Consider the following 21,244-nt stretch of genomic DNA (forward strand, 5'->3'; position numbering starts at 1 on the left):
TTATTATTTTGGTGCATCTAATAGTGACCATGTCATCGTTGCTTGGTAATCGCCTTTTAAGTTCCCTGCTGGAACCATTAATTTTACTTGTGATGCATCAAATTCATTGGTCCAAGTACCTAGTCCTGTTTTTTCTTTTGCTGAAAAAATTGTTTGAGCACTGTCGATGCTTCCTGCAATGACAACGTCTTTAGTTTCTGGTGGGAGTGCAATATTTCCTTCACTTTTGCCCACTGTTCCAGCAGGTATTGAGAGTTCTGCTCCTTTTAAAATCTTTGTATCATCTGTTTTATCAGCAAATTCAGACATGCGGACTTGTAAATTCCATCCTTGTCCTTCACCTCGTCTATCTGATACTTGAACATTAGGTGCTACTGTTTCTGTTGAGAATTCTGCTTTTCCACCGTCAATTTTGTGTTCTCCGAATAGTAACGGACTTACATTGTCAATTGTCAAAGCACCTGTATTCCCTGTTTCACCACTAGGCTCAGACGGCTTAATTGGCGGAACTACGCCTTCTGTATTTGCTTCAAGCTTTAATGTTCCGTATGAAGTTGCACCTTTTCCAGTTTCCGTCCCTTGAATGCCATCTGCCGGTGCAGCACTAGCCATACTTGGCGCAAAAACACTCATACTACCAAACAAAATCAAACCTGTAATTATCTTTTCTTTTCTTTTCACTTTTTTTCCTCCTTTTTTCAAATAGAAAGTTAGCGCAAATATAATGAATAGTGAACCTATTATAAATAGGAGCATACTGGGAGCACTCTCTCCTGTTTTTGGAAAACTATTCGCTTTTTGCGATTTAAGTATCGAGTCATCATTTCCTCCCTTAATAGGAGGATCTTTGCTCTCACTTGTATCAGAATCTTTTGTTTTGTCACCTTCTATAAATTTAATTCCTACTTGACTGTTTGTTTGACTTTCAACAGCATTCACTTGTTGAAATGAGCCTACTCCCAAAAATAAAATCAAAAATACAAACAATCGAATATTTTTCAATTTTCACACCTCCTTTTTAAATAAAATCGAAATTTCGTTTAATTAATTTCTTATTTTATTTTTAGTTTTATTTTTAGTCAGTTGACGAAAACTATTATAGCTTTATTTTTCATACGTTTAGATTCATTTTTTTCGTACAAGCACAACACAAAATGGTCAAAAGCTTGTTTAAGGACCGTTTTCACATTCTGTTTTCTTAGTTTTATCCTTCATTTGAAATAGAAGTAGAAAAAATTGGAAAATTATCAAAAAAAAATTTAATATAATATTTAAAGCATACTTTTTTGATATGCGCTATTTCATTTAATTTGAACTAGTAGAAAAAGGAGGAGCGCTTTTGGAAAAAGAGTTAAAACTAGAATCTTTTCTAACACGAATTGATTCTCGTAGATTTTCAGTTTTAAAACTTTTTGAGCAGGAACATAAAAATTCGCTCTCAGTTGAACAAATTTCGCTTAAATTAGGATTATCTGAACGAACTGTCAAACAAACCATCATTGATATTCAGTCGGACATTGAAACATTTGGCTTTAAGGAGAACGTTAGCTTAGATCTTTATATAGGCTCCAATAGTAAACTTTATTGTTCTCTTCACTACCAACTCACGTTTTCAATACATTACATGTTAAGAGAGTATCTAAAAAATTCGATTTTTTTCTTAATTATTAAAGATTTGCTCTTTGACTCTTCGTTCTCAATAAAAAAGGCTATTGATAAATATTTTGTAACCAATTCAACATTAAGAAGATACTTAAAAAAAATCGATACAGAGTTACATACATTTAATTTAGCCTTATCGGTCAAAAAAGAACTGACTATTACAGGTGATGAGGCTACTATTCGTTTATTTTATACCTCTCTTTTTTTTGAAGTATATGGCGGGGAAAATTGGCCATTTTCTTTTATCTCACAAAAAGAAGTGAATGATTTATTAAACAAATTTCCTTCTTCCATCTATACACCAACTGAGTACTCAAAACGAAATTATTTTCAAATTTTTCTAGCCATTTCCATTTTAAGAATTCGTAAAAAGAAACAAATTGAAAATAGAATGCTCTTTTATACTTACCAAAATGAGGCAGAACATCAGCATTTCCTTGAAGAAGTCGATTTTATCAAAGCATTATGTCCCGTAAGTTCTATTGCTCAACTTAAAATCGAATTAGCTTTCATGCATAGCTTAGTTTTATCATACGGTCCTTATTCAAGTTCTATTTCTATTTCTCATTTTTTCATCAAAAACTCTGAACTATCAAAAGCTAATTTCTTTGCCAATGTCCTACTTTGGGTAAACGATATAGAACAGTATCTTTATGAACCGCTCTCTCTAGAAGAAGAAAATGAGTTGATTTATGCAACATGTATATTGTTCTATCGCTTAAAATTATTCAATCACTTCAATTTTTCGGCTGATAAAAATTGGATTGAGGAATCGACTTTAGATAAAACGTTCAAATTTCAAATTGATTTATTACGAGGTATTCTTGCGAATATCACAAAAACAACCTCACTTTTGAAAATCAATGATCATTATTTGAAGTTTCATTATATAGAAACGCTATTTTCTTGCGTTGATGTAACAAAATTTATGCCTCCAGTTCATCTAGTTATTTTCTCAACACTCGGGCAAACACTGAAAAAATATATTCTGAATTATGGCGATTTATTTAATAAGTTCAACTTATCGATTGTAGATGATGTACAAACTACTGTCGATGTCGTTATATCTGATCGCCCATTATCAAAAGATAATTTTTCTTATTTGGTTTCAGAACAAACGAATTATGTTTTATGGCAAGAATTCCCTACAAAACAAAATTACGAAGATTTAAAAGAATTATTAGTAAGAATCTGTAAGAACAAACTTCCTTTCGCCATTTAGGCTATTCTTTGTCTCATGTACTTTAGACAATTGTTTCCTAATTAAATAGAAATCTGAAAAACGTATTATATGGAAAAACTTAGGAGGAATATCATGTATAAAATAGGTGAAATCGTTACATCTAAAGAAGAACTCGCTTCATATATAAGTAGTTTAGAAAATGCTGGACACACTATTATTGATTGTAAAAACAAAAAAATACTTTCTGAATTAGATATCATTTTGATCCAAGAAAATACTCCAAATGATTTGAAAGTTATTTGCGAACAAATTTGGGAAGTGAAAAGTCAGACCAATGCACCGCTTTGGATACTCTCAACTCACTTCATCCAAATCAATCGTCTCATTTATTTGCAATTAGGCGCAGACTTAATCATTGACCTTAACCAAGAGCAACCAGATAGTTTCATTTTGCAAATGGAAAATACAATCAAACGATTAAAAAAAAGCAATGGCTCTGCCTCTTCCACTGATGATGCTTCCGAGAGTTCAAAAAGTAATTCTAGAATAGAATTATTTCCTGATAGCCTTAGAGTGACCATTGGCGATCAAAAAGAAATCCAACTCACACCTTTAGAATTTTTAGCATTATCCGTTTTAGTAGAGAATACTGGAAAATTAGTAACCTATGAAGATCTTTTTCAAGCTATTTGGAAAAATAATGACAAAGAAAAAGCATACCGTCTAAACAATTTAATTTTTCATTTACGAAAAAAAATCGAAGTCGATACTAAAAATCCAATTTTTATTAAAACGATTCGTTCTAGAGGATACATGGTGTCCATTTAGTTTCACAATTACTGAATGGCTCATTTAACACGACTCTACGTAGAAAAAACTAGGTGTACCTTGGCTTAATGGTCAAGATACACCTAGTTTTTTTCTTTGCTATTCTCAAGTACTTGCAAACGACTTAACAGGTTCTTAAAATAGACTTTTCAAGCTGACTATTTTATGATTACTATAGGACGTTATTCGTACTAAATATAGACTTTTCAAGCTGACTATTTTATGATTACTATAGGACGTTATTCGTACTAAATAAGGAGAGTTTTGTTTATGAAGGAATTATTAAATAAAGAATTCGTTCTTCGCTTAGAATTATTAGATAACCTTTCGCGAGAACGCTTAAATGGTACGAGTGCTCTATCTGTTTCAGATTATGCTAGTAAACTTTCTAAAGATCGTCGAACTATTCTTAAAAATATAGAAGCTTTGAAAATTGATATTAAACATTTAGGCTGCGAAAAATATATCACAATCAGCTTAAGTGACGAAAGTACTATTTATACCGACATTACGCCGGATTTTGATACAAATTATTTTTTTCTTTATTATCTAGAGCACTCCATTTTGTTTAATCTTTGTCTTGAAATTTTCAATGAAACCTTTGTTGATTTGCAAAGCTTCGCTACAAAACGATTTTATAGTTATTCTACTGTCTACAGAAAAATGACTGATTTAAAAAAGATAGTAGCGCAGTATGATTTAACTTTGGATTTAAATACCTCTACCTTAATCCAGGGAAAAGAACAACATATTCGTTTCTTCTTTTTCTCTTTATTTTGGGGATCTTACAAAGTCTTGGAATGGCCGTTCCCAAGTATTGATTTCGATAAACTTAAAAAAACGTTAGAAAGTAGCAGTCTCGAAGTACAACCATTTTTAGAGAAACCAAATATGGTGTTCATCTGGTTTGCTGTGACAATTTTCCGCATAACTAATGACCATATTATTGATGAAGAGTATGAATATAATGAATCAACTTTCCCAATGTTAGCGAAAGAAAAATTTCTCTTTTTTTTCTCAACCTTTACTAAAAACTATTCTCAATTAGATAGTTTAGAGCAGCTAAATTGGCATTACGAAGCAAATTTTTTGTATTTCACACTCTTGACCAGTCAAATCTATCCATTAAAACGAATTCCAACATTGAAATTAACAAGTTTTGTTGCGCCTAAAACAAATAGTTCCACTTTGATTACAGAGGCTTGGATCAATCAATTTATGAACGAATTTGAGCTTTCCCTAGATATTAATGAATACTTTTATCTTTATTATAATTTACTTTCACTTCACAGTAGATATCTGTATTTGCCTGGTCCCGTTCAAATCATCAATATTTTTAATGATAGTTCCTATGCAGATATGGATTTATTCATTGATTATGAGCTTATTTACGATTTTTTAAATAACTTGTTTTTAGACCCTGTGATTGCACCATTGAGTAGTCAAAAAGAATCATTGAATTATTTTTACCTACTACTTATTTCAGAACTAATGGATAGTAAACGTCCAGCTTTGAACATTGCGGTTTTCTCCCATTCAAGCGTTTTCCAAAAAGATTTTTTTGAAGCAATGCTCACTAAAAACCTCTCGTTCCCTGTGAACTTCCTGCCTTACACTTCTGAGCAGGTAGATTTTCTGATTACTGATGTCAGTTTATCTAAATGGCTTACTAAAGAACTGCCTACTTTTGTCTGGAATTCAACCGTAGAACACGGAAAAATCACTCGTTTGGTTTCCTATTTAAATAAAGTATACACTGAAAAATATAAGGTCCGAAGTCGCTCTCTAAACAATTAGCCTATCCCCCACACCCTATTCTCTTTTTGATCAGTTCGAAAGAGAAAGGGTTCTTTTTTTTACTCTAATTCAAAAAATGTAAAAAATAACAACATTTATTGAAAAAAGAAACTACATATTTTTTATAAATATTGTTGTATGATAAGCTTCAACATTACAAAACTATCAATTTTAGTGTAATGAAAAGAATAGACGGAGGAAACATATGACTATAGAAAAACACGATTATGCTTTTATATTAGCCTTATTAATTAGCTTTCTTCTTTTGGCTCCAAACTTCTCCCTAGCTCAAGCTACTCAAACAACGTTCAGTGTGAATCCTAATTATCCTAGTCAGCAAGCACCTGACGTTAATGGCTACTATGATCTTACCGTAACAAACAATGAAGAAGTCGATTTACGCTTTTCTCTTAAAAATCCATCTGATAAAGAGATCATCGTTACGAATACAATCAGTCCTGCAACAACAAACAAAAATGGTCAAATCATTTACGGCCCTACAGAAATCGCTCTTGATGCTTCTGCAGACTATAATTTAGCTGACTTAATCACTGGAGCAAAGGAAACAACTGTACCAGCAAACTCAACAACAGATTTAGTCCTACACTTAAAAAGCCCCACCAAAGAATTTCAAGGAATCATTTTAGGTGGCATTGAATTTGAAGAAAAACGAACGGATAATGCTTCACAGACAATCCAAAATGTGATTGCTTATGACATTCCCATTTTATTACGTCAAAATAGCCAAAGTGTTCCACTGTCTTTTACTTTTGACAAACTCAATCAAAACAAGCAAGCGGATCAACTATTCTTAACTCAACGAATCTATAATTCGACACCTGCCATTGCAAAAAAAGGGAAGCTAGTGACCGAAATACGTAGAGATGGCACTACCGAAATTCTGTACAAAGAAACCAATAACGAGGTCAACTTTGCCCCGAATTCTACCATGGATTTTGAAATTTCTTTGACTGATTCTTCATTGTCTAATGGGAATTATACCGCTAAAACAATCATTCAGTTTGGTGAGCAAAAATGGGAAACAACCGAGTCCTTCACTATTACTGGAAAGACAAAAAGAAACTCTGCCACATCTAATATTGAAAACAAGAAAACAACTAAAGGAATATACCCACTAGTAATTCTAGGGCTAATCGCTGTTATTGTTCTGTTATTGTACAAAAATAAAAAAACGTTGACGTAATTTTTCTGATGTATATAAGGAGGTGTCTAGCCTGAAAAAAGGAATTTTATCCATTATCGTTGCCAGTATGCTGATTGTTTCTATTCTACCTAGTAGTAAAGTTAGCGCTGACTATATTTTTAACCCTTCTGATTCGACATTTTCTAGCAATGAATCGGAAACAAAAATTTCTCAAACTGAAAATACTTCGTCTCCATCAGAAGAAGTAAACATTATAGAATCAACAGAGGTCTTGCTAGAAAAAAGGTCGGATCAACAACAGGATGTAGCCTCAACTGCACCTGAAATTGATTCAACACTTCTTCGCTCTGATTTGACAACACTAGCAAAAGAAAAGCTTCAAGAATTAAAAAAACAGCTAGATCAATCAAAAGGAATCGGTATCTATATTGGAGATAACTTAACGATTTCAATCGATGGAACTGTTCATTTAGACTATACCCTTTCTGATCAGTCTGTCGTAGCTTACGATGGTCTTCTTTCCTTCGAAAAGCCAACGTATCAAAAGTTTCCCGGTACACAAACTGAACTCACAGGGCAATCTTTAGACATCACTCGAGAGCGAGAAAGCTTGGATAAAAAATTTTATGAGACCCTTTCAGCAAGATGGCATTTTGCGGGCAAAAAAACGATTGATGGCATGAATTCAGTTGATTTTTCTATCGGTCAAGTGGAGAATACCTGGGAATATCCATTGTCTATCTCATTGATTTTAAACGTCGATATTCCCCCCTTGATTGTTGATGCTCCTAGAGGAACTAGCAAGGAAAATCCCATTTTGATAGAACAAGGTGCTACGGTTAGTGAGGATCCAAAAGATTATTTCCGTGTGGTTTCAAGTGGGTATGATGCTACGATCGAATGGCATGTTAAACCAGATTTTTCTAAAGAAAATGACTTTACAGCTGAACTTGGAATAAGAGATAAGTTTGATCAGTACTGGACGGTAAATGGTCAAAGTTCTGTGATTATTTACTTCAAAGTGGTTGAAGACACACCAAAATATTTAACTACTTTAACCACCCAAATCTCTTATGCTGATATTAAGTTGGAGAATAATGCGCAAGGAATCAGTGTCTCAAACTCAGTCGATGCCGACACCAATACAAAGCTACACTCGATTCCTGCACAGTTAAACTACATGCGTTTCTCTTTTCCAAAAGAATTCGATCTACTTTCTGAAGCTATCAGTATGGAAGCTGTTGTTAAAAGTACTAATCAGAAAATTCCGATTGGTCAAGAGGAGTATTCCATCTTGACTAATGGACATTCATTTTCTTTAACAAATCTTTCCAAAAGAATAGAAATGTTTTATGCACAAGAAGAGCTCATTATTCATTATGATTTAAGAAAGCTTACACGCTTATCTAAGGATGCTTACTGTACATTTGAAACCAATTATAGCCCTCAAAACAGTGAGAATAACGTGGCTAAAACCATGGCTAAAATCCAAGAACCTGAAAATTTATTAATGTTGAGTGTTCCAGAAGATTTAGATTTCGGCTCAATTGAAATCGGTCAAGAAAATCAGGCAGCTTTGACGGCAGTTGCCCCTAATAGTCTTTGCATCACAGACAATAGAGAGCAAAAGTCCGCGTTGAAGTTGTTTGTAGACTTATCAAATCCGCTAAAAGAAGCTAGCGGTCGAGAAATGCTTGGTACTCTTTTACTAAACAACTCAAAACCCAAGTCACTTGAGCCCACTCTGTTTTACGAAGGAGCTTTGACTGGACTTGAAGAAAATTCCGTAGACTTGACCCAGCACTTATCTGAAAGCTTACGATTGACTATTCCCAAAAATGAGCAAAGCGGACGCTATCAAGGAATAGTAAAATGGACGTTGATTTCAGATGAACCTTGATATATCAACAGGAGGTCTTACATGAAAAAAAGAGTAGCGATCTATCTAACATTCTTACTTTGCCTTTTTTCCGTTCAATTTTGTTATGCACAAGAAGATAGTCAAGTTAGTCGAGTGATTGTGGATTTAACAGATATAAGACCTGATTTCATCGACCAAGATACGACGACCTCTTCCTTCTATCCAACTGATACCAAACAAGCTTATTTACCAAAAACAGGTGAGAAAAAGAACTTTTTTGCTTTTGAGCTTGGTTTGACGCTCTGTTTATTCGCGATACTCCTTAGAACAACAAGGAATCGTTTAAATAAAAAATAAAAATTGAAATGGAGAAATGAATTATGAAGAACAAAACAATCAATACTGGAGTCGCTTTAACAATTTTAAGTAGCTTATTACTTTTTCCAATGACTATACATGCAGCAGAAGATACAAATGGAAATTCTAAAGTCAATGCTGAATTGGTGGGGGGAACTTTGTCTCTTGGAGATTTATCCAACGGTACTGCTGATATGAGTTTTGTCGGTACGATCGACGGCACAAGTAAGACCCTAACAGATACAAATAAGAGTACCTCTAACGTAGTTGTAAATGATTTTCGCGGTCTTAGTGATGGTTCTTGGGAACTTAGTGTGCAAGAAGCTATTCCCGAAGATAAACAATCCAGTACCTATGGTCTCGAAAATAACAAGATGACACTCTCAGTTAATCTGCAAGGGGACAATACGACTTCCGTTGGCAAAAAAAGTATCACTAATGCTGCCATCAAAGTCACTTCTTCTGAAAATGATGCTGCTCGTGGCTCTCATTCATTATTACTAAATGGGGAATTAGGAATCAATGAAAAAACCAAAGCCCTGAAAGGTGAGCTAACTACTTTAAAATGGACTCTAATCGGTGAGCAACCTTAAGCTAATAAGGATAATCTTTCATTTCACTAACCAAAATAATTGCTTTTTAGTTGAATGGATGTCTTTTTTGTAGTTGATATAAAGCTTTAACTATTCCTAAAAAAAGAAAGAAGAAACCATAACAAAAGTTCCTTACATTTGTCATGGTCTTTTCTTTTTTATTTACTTTCTTTTATTTCAAACACATGAATTTGTAGCACATTGATATTTTGAAATTGACTATTCAAAATGAACGCATACGGCTAAAACTATATCTAGTTGTCACTTTTCTCCAATTTAAACAACTTAAACTCAAGTTTCTATTTCCCAATCACTAATCTTCTTGTATACACTGCTTGACCCGAGTGCATCACTGCATCATCAATAGCCGAGACGATACGTGCTTGACGCGTAACTGCTGGCGTCCAATTTGTGTCTACGATATCACTAAGGCTTGCTTCTGTTAATGCTTCTAAATACATAACGGTAAAATCAACACTTGCCGCTAAATAATCTTGAAGTATTTTTTTATCTAGTACGATAACTTTAGCCGCTTCCTCAGGCGTATGCTGCCAATCTTGTGTATCATCAGGTAAATCCAACCCGAATTTAGTAGACCAGTCTGACTCTAGCCACAGTGGCTTTGTATTATTTAAGTCAGCCATTTGATAATCCAGTTCACGTGCAGTATGCCAAATGAGCCAGGTTACTGATTTAATCAGTGGATTTGGCATTGCATTCGCCTCCTCGACAGTCATTTGAGCAAGAGTTTCTTCCAAACGCTCTTGCGCTCGTTTTAATGTATCGATGGATAGTTGAGTGATTTTCATAGTAAAACCTCCTTTTGTATTCAAGCTGAATCTATTTTATCGTGAAATTCGCCTCTATTAAGTACTTTACTACAGTGCTGACATGACAGCAAACTTTCTAACCTCAGTACTGAGAAACATGGTCAATCGCTGCCCGTTCTTCCAATTTAAGAGAATGTGTATAGGTCTCCAACCTCATTGCATTTTCTTTTTTTCATTATTGTTAGTTGACAGACAAGGTTTTCGACCATTTTTGACCATTACGTGAGTGACACAACATTTTTTTCAAATTCAGTCTTGTTAAATTTAATCTAATCTCTTCAAACGAAATACAAATAAAAATAGAGGTTGGGACGGGAGTGGTTAATCCCGAAAAATAAGCTGAAATTCACGAAAATTACTCTTAAAATCTTTGTGAATTTCTTCTTATTTCCGAAGCCTTCAAATCTTAGTGCTTTAGCACTTAAAATTTGATGTGATCGAAGCGAAGCGTAGTGATTGCTTCTGCTCCCACTATTTATACGGATTCCATGTGAACAGGATATGACTCAAAGAGGTATATCCCACTCTCTATTCATGATACAATTAGTCATTTATCCGATAACTTAAAGATCTTCGCCATTCGTTTCAATCACTTGTTGATACCAATAAAACGAATCTTTTTTCAAACGTTTAAGCGTACCTTTCCCCTCATTATCTTTATCAACATAGATCATGCCATATCTTTTTTCCATCTCGCCACTGCCAAAGCTGACGATATCAATGATTCCCCAAGGTGTATAACCGATAACTGGAACACCGTCTTCTAAAATGGCTTTTTTCATTTGTTCAATGTGTTTACTTAAATAATCAATCCGGTATTCATCGTGAACGGTATTTTCTTCGGTTAATTCATCATAGGCACCGAACCCATTTTCCACAATAAACAACGGTAAGTCATAACGTTGATAGACCGTATTTAAAATATAGCGTAACCCAACTTCGTCAATTGGCCAGCCCCAATCGGATACACTTATATATGGATTTTTCACTATTTTTGCATTGGGAATATCTTCTGTTGACCAACCTTCAACGTCTTTAAGTGTTGAGATCGTACCAGACATATAATAACTAAAACCGATATAATCAACTGTTCCTTCTTTCAAAATGGCTAATTCCTGCTCGCTGATATCAATTTGATAGTTCTTACGTTCCCAATACTTTGTAGCATATGTGGGAATTTTACCACGAGCATGAATATCATTATAAAAGAATCTGCGTTCATTCGCTTTTACCGATGCCATCATATCTTCTGGATTACAAGAGTATGGATAGACCGGAACATAAGCCATCATACAACCAATTTGGAAATTAGGATTTATTTTTTTCCCTTCGATCACCGCAGCCGCACTAGCGATTAGTTCATTGACTCCTGCTTGAAAGACAAGTTCTTCTTTCCTGTCTTCATCTTCAATAATCATCGCTGAGTTCGTCCAAACATGCAGCGGCTCTTGCCCATCAGCTTGGTTGTTGATTTCATTGAAGGTCATCCAATAGGTTACCTTATCTTTATAGCGTTCAAACACGCACTTAGCGAATTTCACAAATAACGGAATCACTTCTTTGTTTGCAAAACCGCCAAACTTTTCATAGAGGTAATACGGCATTTCAAAATGAGACAGCGTAATGACTGGTTCAATTCCATTTTCTACTAATTCATCAAAGAGCCGATCATAGTATAGCAGACCTGCTTCATTCGGCTCTGCTTCAGTCCCTTTAGGAAAAATACGACTCCACGATATGGACGTTCGCAAACATTTTAAGCCTAGCTCTTTAAAAAGCTTGATATCCTCTTTATAGTGGTGATAAAAATCAATCGCTTCATGATTTGGATAATACTCTCCTTCAAGAATGCCTTTCGTTATTTTCCGAGGAATTCCGTTGCCTCCTGCAGTCATTACATCGGCGGTACTTGGTCCTCTGCCGTCAACATTCCAAGCCCCTTCTGCTTGATGAGCGGCAATTGCGCCACCCCATAAAAAATCTTCTGATATTTTATTCGTCATAATAGATCTCCTTCAATAAAAATAATACCTTTATAAATCAATTTTTTGTGCACGATTTGATGCAATAACAAATGGTAAATAAATCCCCACAGAGACAGCTAAGCAGACGATTCCAACTAATGCAGCCACTATATTTCCACCTGTTCCTAAGAATAAATTAATGATTCCAGGCGTAGTCCACGGGACACCAATCGCAGGCGAAGGCATAATTGGCCAAACGACCGTCACGAAATAACCAATCATAATATTGACCATTGGTACTAAAATAAATGGAACGATCAATAACGGATTTAAAACGATTGGTAGCCCAAAAATGATTGGTTCATTAATTTGAAAAATACCTGGAACTAATGACATTTTGGCAATTTCTCGTTGTTCTGGACGTCTAGATGCAATAAAGATCGCAATAATCAAGCCCATCGTCATCCCTGTACCACCCATATTTGCGAACATGTCATTTAATATGCCCCACGTTTCTTTATAAGGAACATCCCAAAGTGAACCGCCTTTATTAATAAAATCAAGATTGGCCAAATCTTGTTCTGTAAAAATAGCAGAACGAACAGCATTTAACGTGTTTGGACCATGAATACCAATTGAGAATAACAATGTTTGAATAAAGGCTAACAGCATTACACCAACAACATTTCCTCCAAGATCACGTAAAGGACTTTGGATTCCTTTGTAGATCAGTTCGTTAACTCCTTCTGGTGCGATCATTAACACTAAAAAGTTAATAATTGCCGAGAGCCCAACTACAATAACAATGGGAATCATACTTGAAAAAGAACGAGAAACAGCTGGTGGAACCATTTCCGGCATTTTAATTTGCAGACGTTTCACCTTAAATAGTTTTGGTAAAAATTCCCCAACTAAACACCCAACAATCATAGCTACAAATAAACCTTGAGCGCCTAAATACTGTGTACTCACAACATTCAAGTCATCTGCATTAAAGGGTTTAGGATACAAAATCATAAAGCTTGCGATACTTGTCAGCCCAACCAAAGTGGAATCTGCGTTAAAATGTTTCGCTAATATTTGCGCAACAAGGTAGGTGATAAAAATACTCATGATATTGATTGTTCCATTTGCCACGGAAGACAACACCTGTTGTGCACTTTCTAAATTCGGAAAAACACTAGATAAGCGTAATAATTGCACGACAAAACTATCATTTGAAAATAAAATATTGTTGACTAAAATAACCAGTGATGCAGAAATCGTTAATGGAAAAATCAACATAAAAGCATCTCGAACAGCTGCAATGTGACGTTGATTATTCAACTTTGTTGCAATTGGCACTAATGAACGATCAATAATATCATTAAATTTTTGCATAGATAAAACTCCTTTCATTTATAAACCTATTATACCTAAATTATCTCGCGAAAAAGTAAGCGCCTTCTTTTTTAAAATAAATTCTTGGGAAATAGAATAAATTCCTTGTGCGGAACGACTTGTTCCTAATTTTAAACAAAAAAATTAACTAAAGTGGGGATCACTCTAGTTAATTTGTTGTAACAGCTTCTATTTATTCATTACGAAAATCTTTAAGATAACTAATCAGCGTTTCTAAGATTGCGATCGATGGCAACTGACTCGTAAGGTCTAAAAAAATATCTTTGCGTTCTTCTTTGATTTCGTACTCAATAGAGTAATCACAAAGTTGAGCGAGCGTACTTTTTTTGTTTAGTGTAATACAATAGTTTTTGACACTATTCTTATCTTCTAAACCTGCAATGACTTCTATCAATTCTTTTGTTTCACCAGAAACACTTAAAAATACGATGACGTTTTTTTGATCCTTGCGTAAAAAGCTGCGAATAGGGTAGGTCAAATCATCTAAACTGATAGATAGATAACCTAAACTCGCTAATTTTCTAGCAATATACTGAGCAATTGCACCAGAGGCTCCCATGCCCATAAACAATATAACATCACTATCGCACAAATCCTGTGCCATTTTTTTGATTTGATATTCTACATCTGGATGAAAAATTCCCATATTAAGAGAATCCACTCGTTCCTCAATACCAATATGCTTTTTATCCTCTTCTTGACGAACATTATCTAAATGAGACTTAATATAAAATCGAAACTCTGGAAAAGAATGAAATCCTATTTTCTGAACAAAACGAAAGACGGATGTAGAAGAGACATGTGCTCCATCCGCAATATCTCGAACACGCATATACGGGATTTTATCTAGATTATTCACAACAAATCGATAAATTTCTTGTTCTACCGAGGACAGGTCATTTAATTTCAGATAATCGAATATCGCCATTTAGGTTAATCTCCTTTAATTTGCTAAGAAAATTATACCATAAAAGAATTTATTTGCTGACAACTTGATGAACCTGATAAACAGCCCCGATAAGTCCTGCATTATTTTTTAATTTAGTTGGCAAGACTGGAGCAATTGTTTTTCCTCTTAAATAATTGATTGATGCATGTCTTTTTTCAACTTCTTCTAAGGTTTTCTGAAGCTCTTGATGGAAAAATTGGTTTGCGCTCACAGCACCACCAATTAAAATAGCTTCTGGATCAAAACAACTAATTAGATTGACCAATCCTACAGAAAGGTCAACATAAAATTGTTTAGTGATTGCTATTGCAAGAGTATCCCCATTTTCTGCCAAGGTAAAAATCTCCCTTGCATCACTCACTGGAACAAATTCCTCTGGGCTTTGTTCCAGTTGCGCATCATTATAAAGACGTACTAGACCTCCAACAATTGCGGTCCGTTTATTGATAGACACATCCTCAAGGTTTCCAGTTTCAGGTAGTTTATCGATCATCATCCAGCCAAATTCCCCGGCCATGCCGTGAGAACCACGATAAACTTTTCCATTAATGACGATTCCACCGCCAACACCAGTACCTAAAACTAGGCATAAATAATTTTCCATATCGGTTGCATTTCCAATCCATTTTTCAGCTATGGCAACTGCATTTGCATCATTTTCTACAGTGACAGGTAAACTAGTGAATAACGCTAGCTTTTGTTTGAAATTTTCTCCATATAAAGGTCTGATCGCACCCGCCGTTAGCATATATCCATCTTTTTGGACAATTCCTGGAGCACTTATCCCGATTCCTTTTATTTGATACTTTGCTTGAGCAGCTTCAATAATCTTTAGTAAACTTTTGTAAAAGGCCTCCGGTTCATATTCCGTTCCAATACTTCCTTGTTCTAAAATAGTTCCGTATTCATCCAAAATACCGTGCTTAATCGTTGTACCGCCTATATCAAATCCTACATACATGTATGAACATCCCTTATTATTTATTTGAATCGCAAAAAAGATAGCGTATTCATTTTTGAATATTGTATCATAATTTTGGAAGGAATTTTTTCCTTTCTAAAATTCCACTATTTACATTATTCCAGAAAGGACGATAAGCTCGGGTTTCATTGTTTATTCGTTTGATTCATTATTGCTACTATAGAAAAAAATCGGAAACAAGCATCTAAATAGGGAGACATGCTTACAATGTTCTTTTGTCCAATGGTCTTGTTGACGACTTAGCTTAGTTTAGTCATAGTATCTACGTATTTAGATACTGTCAGAGACAAAATACTCTATTTTTACTTGCCATAGGAAAGATAACTTATTTTTTTATCTTTAACATGAAACGTATAGGATCTACCGCCTGTTCTTCCGCCATCCTCGGTTACTGTATCGAAAGATAATCTATAGATACCATCATAGAAAGTTGATGTATCTAGCGTTAGTATCTTTCGACGTACTCTTCGATCCAATTCGTCAATCGTATCAGGAAATAGTTCTTCTGAAACATTTTCATAGCTTATTTCTACTAAGATGAGCCCAAGCTTCATATATTTTTCTACATTGATATCATAATAGCCTTTAAATGGTCGCCCTGCTTTTTGGTTATTTGCTACGTCTTTTTTATACAGTGCAAAATTATCTGAAAAAGAACCGATCTCTTCCGATGAATCTAATAAAGGAAACGTCATCAAATAAGGTTCTACTTCGATCAAATGCAACTTTTCTATCTCAATTTTTTCACTAAGCTCCTTTTTAATCACTTTTGCTAAAGAAACTGATTCCTCTTGAAAAGCAAAACTTTGGACCACGCCAGAATACATACTAAATTCGGTTAAATCTTCAGCTCCAACCGCTTCACTTTCCTGATTTAATGTAGTTGTTTTATGTTCAAAAAACATCGTGTCATTGACCGTCACAGGTTTATCTCCCACAATCTCGGTGTAATCAAAGACCACTCGTGTATAAGGGGTTGAATAGAAGTAACCTTGCCCTTCAACACTCTCTACTGTTATTTCTCCTTTTAATCGGCTTTGAGCATAAATACCTGAAATCGTTTGTTCATATTTTTCCTTGCTCATACCACTACATCCCGCTACTAAAGACAAGACCAAAAGGAAAAACAAGTATAAATTTTTTTGCTTTAGTCTACCAAACATTTAGGCAACTCCTTTTTCTACTACCGTATGATCACTATCTAAAAATAATATCCCTCGATTTCAAATTCGTTACCTTGACTAAATAAACACTTCAATAACTAGAACATTCACTTACAATACAAAAAATCGCATCATAAGTGAATGAAAATAAGTCTATTAAAAAGGAATCTTTAATACGTAATCCAAACTTCATTTACTCCGCTGCCCTTATTGAGACCATCTGTTAGAGCCAAACGAGAGGAATAAGAAAGATAGCCATACAGGTTTTGACTTCCTCCATTATTATCCCATTGAATCGTGATTTTAACATTCGAATTGATCGTCTTTGTACTTGGCATCCTGGTTGGATATAAGGTATCCGTATTGTAACTCAAAATATCACCCGAAGCGTTGACAATTGTGGCTCTACCAAAATATTGCGTACCATCATAATTACTTTGAGTAACGCCTCCGTTAGTCGCAATCGTTAATCGGCTTTGTTTTTGGCTGCTTTGAGAATAATAGAATGTATAGGTATTGGCCCATTTAGCTAAATCACCTGTGAAAGTCGATGGATCATCATTTTGCTGCACATTATCAGATGATTTTTTTTGCTCTTGAAGCCCTTTATTGTTTAAATTTGTTAAATTTTCTATAGCTTCCTTGATAGTTGCCCATTCGGGTTTTCCAAGTACACTGACAGGAATGGATGCTAATTTTAATTCAGATTCCTTGTATTTTCCTTCGATATTTAATTCTTTCGCTACTTTAATGATTTCATCGTAATTTTCTGCCTCTTTTTTTGACGAGGTTGTTTCTGTTTGACTACTATTTTTTGTCGTTGAAGTCGTCTCAGTTCGACTACTTTCTGACGAAAGTGCAGAAGTGTTATTTGGCTTTAAATAGATAAATAAAATAATACCAATAATAATGCCCACTAGTGCCACAATCGCGCCAATTAATACAGGCTGTATATTTTTCTGGGCAACCATAGACTTACTCGTCTCATGTGGTTCATTTGTTGAGCCATTTTCCCCAAGCGGTTTCCCACATTGCTCACAAAATTTAGATTTATCACTGTTTTTAGTATGACAATAACTACATTCTTTCATCATTAACATCCTTTCTTTGTTCAGACCCCTTTTTTTATGTCAGGGCTCTTTACCGCATAGTTAAGAGTTCTCATAAATAAATACACATAAAGTACCAAAAACCACTAGCAATATTTAGGACAATTTTTTAGCTTTCTTCAAATGCTTGCAAAGCAAATCCACCAATGGCCTCTCTCATTGCAGAACTGTCATAAACCTCGTTTGTTAAAATAACGATGGCAAAAGGGTTCTTTGGATCAAGGACTAAGCCGATATCATTTTCCACAGTCGTTAACTCTCCCGTCTTATTCGCCACCTGAACCTCGAATGGTAATTTACTTGGAAGCTTAGTTCTGATTGTTTGGTCACTCATGATGGTTAACATTTGCGAGTACGGCCATTCGTTACGATGAACATACATTTTCTTCAAAAATTCCATAGCATCTTCTACTGATGTATAATTTTCCAGCCCATTCATTCTAGCTTGCTCATCCAGCATTTTCCGTTGTAATTTTGTCCCTTTATACCCTTGCTCTTCAAAATAGTGATTCAAATTATCCATACCCAAAAACTCAATAAGTCTATTAGTCGCTTGATTATCACTAATTTGAATCATTCTCCGAACCAATTCTTGAGTGGTTTCCCCCTCTAGCATTCTGTCTAATGCCAGCTCTTTTTCATAAATATACGCCATTATAAACACTTTAATAACACTAGCAGAGATAAAAGGATCTGTATTGTAATTTGTTAGATAGTCATCTTCATTAAAATAATACACACCATACCCTACTTTTCCAGCATTTAAAAATAATTCGGATGCATCTAGTTTAGTCTGCACACTATTTTGAGTTTTAACGGGTTCAAGCGAGCTGCTTTGTGTAGAATCTAGTCGATTTACTGTTGAAGTGGCAGAACTTTTTTTCTTTGTTTCGTTGCTAGTGGTTACCGTTTTGCTACTATTGGAATTGTGTTCGTATGTTTGGTTCGTGTATTTTTTGTTTTTTATTGAAATAGCTAGTAAAACAGCTACTGTTAAAATGATAGACATTAAAAAGATAGAATAATACGTTCGATTGGTCCTTTTTCGTTTCAAATTAAGCTCCTTTAGCCTATTAATATATAAATAGTTTACCATAAATTAAAAATATTTATATAGAGGATTGTGATCATCTGTCTTTCATTTTATAATCTAGCTTTTTTACAGTAACATTCTACAATTATTTCCTTTTTCTTAGATTCAAGATAAGCTATGAAAACTAGTTCATCTTGTTTATCGCTCATTATTTTTACTTGACTTACATTTTTTTAAATAGAATAGACCAATCACTGATTCCAGATGATTGGTCTTCATTATCACGTTCTTTGTAGAGCACAACTCACTTCTTCAGTGACTATCATTGAACGTTGGCTTGCACCACTAGGCTTGAATCTGTCTGAGTAGAGTCAATCCTACTATTCTAGACCTTCAATCACAAGGTTTTCAATACTGGCAGCTTTTGCATCCGCTGTAACGACCGCTTGAAACGCAACCTTGTCTCCTTCTTTTAAGAAAAGAGCCATTGGGCTGTTATTCGTTGTGACGCTATAAATTGTTTTCTCGTTTTCTAATAAGAAGGAAACAACAGTTTGGGCCTCGCTAGCAACAATCGTAATACGAGAGACCGTCCCTTTTATTTTCTCTAAATCAGCAGCATCAGTGCTTGTGTTATTACTTCCTTTCGTTGCTAATTCGATCCGGTAAGCGTCTAATGCATTTTGTGCCGCATCGGCATCTACCACAATATCATTATCTACTGCGTTGACATAAACATATTTTTTGAAGATTCCCTTACTGTCCATTAGAGACACAATCCAGGTTGGAACGCCATCGATGTTATAAAGAACTGGCATGCTTGCTTTCCATTTTTTCTCTGGGTAAATCTTCGCGGCAATCGAAATGGCGCCGTCACTATCCATAATTCCTACTTTTGTATCACGGTAATACGTTACTTGGCCAGTTCTTGCATTGATCAAGGAATAACCTAAAGCAGAATCTTGCTCCTCGTCACCACTTGTAAAGTCTGTAAAGTACAATAATTGACTGCCTTCTTTATTCATCATAGGTGTAATTTGACCAGATGCATAAATACCATTTTCTGTTGGAATTTTAACCTCTTTTTTCGCGCCAAACATCGTTTGATTCCACCATCCTTGGCTGTAACGACCAAAGTATTCATTGATACTATTTGCAGCAGAACTTGTGATTGGAGCATCTACAAAGGCTGGTGCATCATGGCTATTATAAACTTTCACTTCGCCTGTTGTCGCATTTAAAACAGCTGTCTTAAATTCATTGTAGTTCATCCGACCAGAAACGCCATATTCTTTGTATAATGTCTGAATATAGAAGGGATTTCCTTTTTCATCGATTTCTAAATTAATTTTGCCAGTCGCCGCATAATCTGGATAAGCAGCGTAAATTTTACGTGCCGCATCTTTACTAAAATAAGCAGACGGCGTATACACAATCGGTGTTTCAACAAATTTAGGCTGTGCATTAATATCGGTTGCACTGATAATAAAATACCCTGGAACTGCTCCTAGTTTTGACCATTTAAAAAAGCCATTAAATTCCACTGTGGCAACATATACATACTCACCATTCACAACCTGTGCAGTAATACCATCCAAGGTAAACATATTTGAATTTGGAATCACTGAGAATTTTTGCAGCATCTTGCGCTTAGCCGTTTTCGGTGCAATAGCAATCGGTGTTTCTTTGGCGGAGGTTAGAACTTCTGCTTTTTCTTCTGTCTTCAACGGAATGGTTTGGTAAACATCATCAATTGCCGTTACCTTCGTTATAGAACTGATAATGAATAATAAAACCATTGCAGCAATACTGATTCCTAAAACACGACCAGACCAATCGTTGACCGTATTTGTCCCAACAGTTTTTCGTTCTTTATGCAGCACGTTCATCGATGCCTTATTAATAGAACGAATGGTCAGCAACAAACCGCTTGCAATAACGGCTCCAACGAGATTAATCCATAAAATAGTTGAAAGAGTTTTACTAGGCAATGCAACAAATAAGAAGCCTCCCAATAATAATAATTCAATAACCATTAGTACAATGGTACTTTTTGTATTTCTCCCTTTTGCAGCAATGAGACTTACACCATTTGCTACTAAGATACCTATACCAAAAAACAACGTTAACCCGATAAAATTTACAAACATTTTCTTCCTCCTTTTTAAGTTGAGATAAAAAAAGTACTTCCACTTTAGAGTAGAAGTAGCTTTAATGCTTGCTTTAATTATACAGGATAGAAATTTCACTTACAATGTTCCTTGCAAAAACTTCTAGTTCTTACACCAATTGAAAACAGTAGTACCAACAAAAAAAGACTTGCATTTGATTATTTCAGACACGATAGTTCTGTTTTTTCTTGTCTCA

The 21,244-nt window shown here is 34.9% G+C and carries 17 protein-coding genes; 7 read left to right on the forward strand and 10 right to left on the reverse strand.

Going from position 1 to position 21,244, the window contains the following annotated elements; genetic code table 11:
* Nucleotides 1-3: 3 nt before the first annotated feature.
* Nucleotides 4-681 (reverse strand): WxL domain-containing protein, encoded by a 678-nt coding sequence (locus IGJ55_RS14670; protein WP_430606719.1) that lies wholly within the window; start codon nt 679-681, stop codon nt 4-6.
* Nucleotides 682-1,339: 658 nt separating this feature from the next.
* On the opposite strand from IGJ55_RS14670, the gene IGJ55_RS14675 reads away from it, so the two are divergent.
* The 7 genes from IGJ55_RS14675 to IGJ55_RS14705 all read left to right on the forward strand — a co-directional run bounded on the left by IGJ55_RS14675 (nt 1,340) and on the right by IGJ55_RS14705 (nt 9,446).
* Nucleotides 1,340-2,884 carry a helix-turn-helix domain-containing protein gene (locus IGJ55_RS14675; protein WP_430606720.1) on the forward strand — a complete coding sequence of 515 codons (1,545 nt, stop codon included), beginning with the start codon at nt 1,340-1,342 and terminating at the stop codon, nt 2,882-2,884.
* 93 nt (nt 2,885-2,977) lie between these two features.
* On the forward strand, nt 2,978-3,673 hold the full coding sequence (locus IGJ55_RS14680; protein ID WP_430606721.1) for a winged helix-turn-helix domain-containing protein: 696 nt from the start codon (nt 2,978-2,980) through the stop codon (nt 3,671-3,673).
* 270 nt (nt 3,674-3,943) lie between these two features.
* Nucleotides 3,944-5,470, forward strand: a complete 1,527-nt coding sequence (locus IGJ55_RS14685; protein ID WP_207120945.1) for a helix-turn-helix domain-containing protein — start codon at nt 3,944-3,946, stop codon at nt 5,468-5,470.
* A 205-nt stretch (nt 5,471-5,675) separates the two neighbouring features.
* Nucleotides 5,676-6,674 carry a DUF916 domain-containing protein gene (locus IGJ55_RS14690; protein ID WP_069641468.1) on the forward strand — a complete coding sequence of 333 codons (999 nt, stop codon included), beginning with the start codon at nt 5,676-5,678 and terminating at the stop codon, nt 6,672-6,674.
* 22 nt (nt 6,675-6,696) lie between these two features.
* Nucleotides 6,697-8,535 (forward strand): hypothetical protein, encoded by a 1,839-nt coding sequence (locus tag IGJ55_RS14695; RefSeq protein WP_430606722.1) that lies wholly within the window; start codon nt 6,697-6,699, stop codon nt 8,533-8,535.
* Nucleotides 8,536-8,556: 21 nt separating this feature from the next.
* Nucleotides 8,557-8,853 carry an LPXTG cell wall anchor domain-containing protein gene (locus IGJ55_RS14700; RefSeq protein WP_069641466.1) on the forward strand — a complete coding sequence of 99 codons (297 nt, stop codon included), beginning with the start codon at nt 8,557-8,559 and terminating at the stop codon, nt 8,851-8,853.
* A gap of 23 nt (nt 8,854-8,876) precedes the next feature.
* Entirely contained in the window at nt 8,877-9,446 is a 570-nt protein-coding gene (locus tag IGJ55_RS14705; RefSeq protein WP_069641465.1) for a hypothetical protein, read from the forward strand.
* 299 nt (nt 9,447-9,745) lie between these two features.
* On the opposite strand, the gene IGJ55_RS14710 is transcribed toward IGJ55_RS14705, so the two are convergent.
* The 9 genes from IGJ55_RS14710 to IGJ55_RS14750 form a co-directional block, all read right to left on the reverse strand.
* Nucleotides 9,746-10,255 (reverse strand): DinB family protein, encoded by a 510-nt coding sequence (locus IGJ55_RS14710; protein ID WP_430606723.1) that lies wholly within the window; start codon nt 10,253-10,255, stop codon nt 9,746-9,748.
* 584 nt (nt 10,256-10,839) lie between these two features.
* Entirely contained in the window at nt 10,840-12,279 is a 1,440-nt protein-coding gene (locus tag IGJ55_RS14715; protein ID WP_430606724.1) for a 6-phospho-beta-glucosidase, read from the reverse strand.
* 30 nt (nt 12,280-12,309) lie between these two features.
* The gene (locus IGJ55_RS14720) at nt 12,310-13,620 is read right to left on the reverse strand and encodes a PTS sugar transporter subunit IIC (protein ID WP_207120951.1); all 1,311 of its coding nucleotides are present in this window, start codon (nt 13,618-13,620) and stop codon (nt 12,310-12,312) included.
* Nucleotides 13,621-13,813: 193 nt separating this feature from the next.
* Nucleotides 13,814-14,569, reverse strand: coding sequence for a MurR/RpiR family transcriptional regulator (locus IGJ55_RS14725; protein ID WP_207120952.1), 756 nt, complete (start codon nt 14,567-14,569; stop codon nt 13,814-13,816).
* 49 nt (nt 14,570-14,618) lie between these two features.
* Nucleotides 14,619-15,551, reverse strand: coding sequence for an ROK family protein (locus IGJ55_RS14730; RefSeq protein WP_430606725.1), 933 nt, complete (start codon nt 15,549-15,551; stop codon nt 14,619-14,621).
* A gap of 323 nt (nt 15,552-15,874) precedes the next feature.
* Complete coding sequence (locus tag IGJ55_RS14735) at nt 15,875-16,735, reverse strand: hypothetical protein (RefSeq protein ID WP_207120953.1); 861 nt, start codon at nt 16,733-16,735, stop codon at nt 15,875-15,877.
* Nucleotides 16,736-16,905: 170 nt separating this feature from the next.
* Nucleotides 16,906-17,829, reverse strand: coding sequence for a zinc ribbon domain-containing protein (locus tag IGJ55_RS14740; protein WP_430606726.1), 924 nt, complete (start codon nt 17,827-17,829; stop codon nt 16,906-16,908).
* A 124-nt stretch (nt 17,830-17,953) separates the two neighbouring features.
* Nucleotides 17,954-18,898, reverse strand: coding sequence for a serine hydrolase (locus IGJ55_RS14745; protein ID WP_430606727.1), 945 nt, complete (start codon nt 18,896-18,898; stop codon nt 17,954-17,956).
* A gap of 359 nt (nt 18,899-19,257) precedes the next feature.
* Entirely contained in the window at nt 19,258-21,027 is a 1,770-nt protein-coding gene (locus IGJ55_RS14750) for a DNA-binding protein (protein WP_069641457.1), read from the reverse strand.
* Nucleotides 21,028-21,244 lie beyond the last annotated feature (217 nt).

The sequence above is a fragment of the Enterococcus sp. AZ170 genome, assembly GCF_050545135.1.
Lineage (GTDB): Bacteria > Bacillota > Bacilli > Lactobacillales > Enterococcaceae > Enterococcus_L > Enterococcus_L ureilyticus.

Coding starts and splice junctions, on each gene's coding strand:
- IGJ55_RS14680 (WP_430606721.1), top strand. CDS start 2,978: ATGTATAAAATAGGTGAAATCGTTACATCTAAAGAAGAACTCGCTTCA.
- IGJ55_RS14685 (WP_207120945.1), top strand. CDS start 3,944: ATGAAGGAATTATTAAATAAAGAATTCGTTCTTCGCTTAGAATTATTA.
- IGJ55_RS14690 (WP_069641468.1), top strand. CDS start 5,676: ATGACTATAGAAAAACACGATTATGCTTTTATATTAGCCTTATTAATT.
- IGJ55_RS14700 (WP_069641466.1), top strand. CDS start 8,557: ATGAAAAAAAGAGTAGCGATCTATCTAACATTCTTACTTTGCCTTTTT.
- IGJ55_RS14705 (WP_069641465.1), top strand. CDS start 8,877: ATGAAGAACAAAACAATCAATACTGGAGTCGCTTTAACAATTTTAAGT.
- IGJ55_RS14710 (WP_430606723.1), bottom strand. CDS start 10,255: ATGAAAATCACTCAACTATCCATCGATACATTAAAACGAGCGCAAGAG.
- IGJ55_RS14715 (WP_430606724.1), bottom strand. CDS start 12,279: ATGACGAATAAAATATCAGAAGATTTTTTATGGGGTGGCGCAATTGCC.
- IGJ55_RS14720 (WP_207120951.1), bottom strand. CDS start 13,620: ATGCAAAAATTTAATGATATTATTGATCGTTCATTAGTGCCAATTGCA.
- IGJ55_RS14725 (WP_207120952.1), bottom strand. CDS start 14,569: ATGGCGATATTCGATTATCTGAAATTAAATGACCTGTCCTCGGTAGAA.
- IGJ55_RS14730 (WP_430606725.1), bottom strand. CDS start 15,551: ATGTATGTAGGATTTGATATAGGCGGTACAACGATTAAGCACGGTATT.
- IGJ55_RS14735 (WP_207120953.1), bottom strand. CDS start 16,735: ATGTTTGGTAGACTAAAGCAAAAAAATTTATACTTGTTTTTCCTTTTG.
- IGJ55_RS14740 (WP_430606726.1), bottom strand. CDS start 17,829: ATGATGAAAGAATGTAGTTATTGTCATACTAAAAACAGTGATAAATCT.
- IGJ55_RS14750 (WP_069641457.1), bottom strand. CDS start 21,027: ATGTTTGTAAATTTTATCGGGTTAACGTTGTTTTTTGGTATAGGTATC.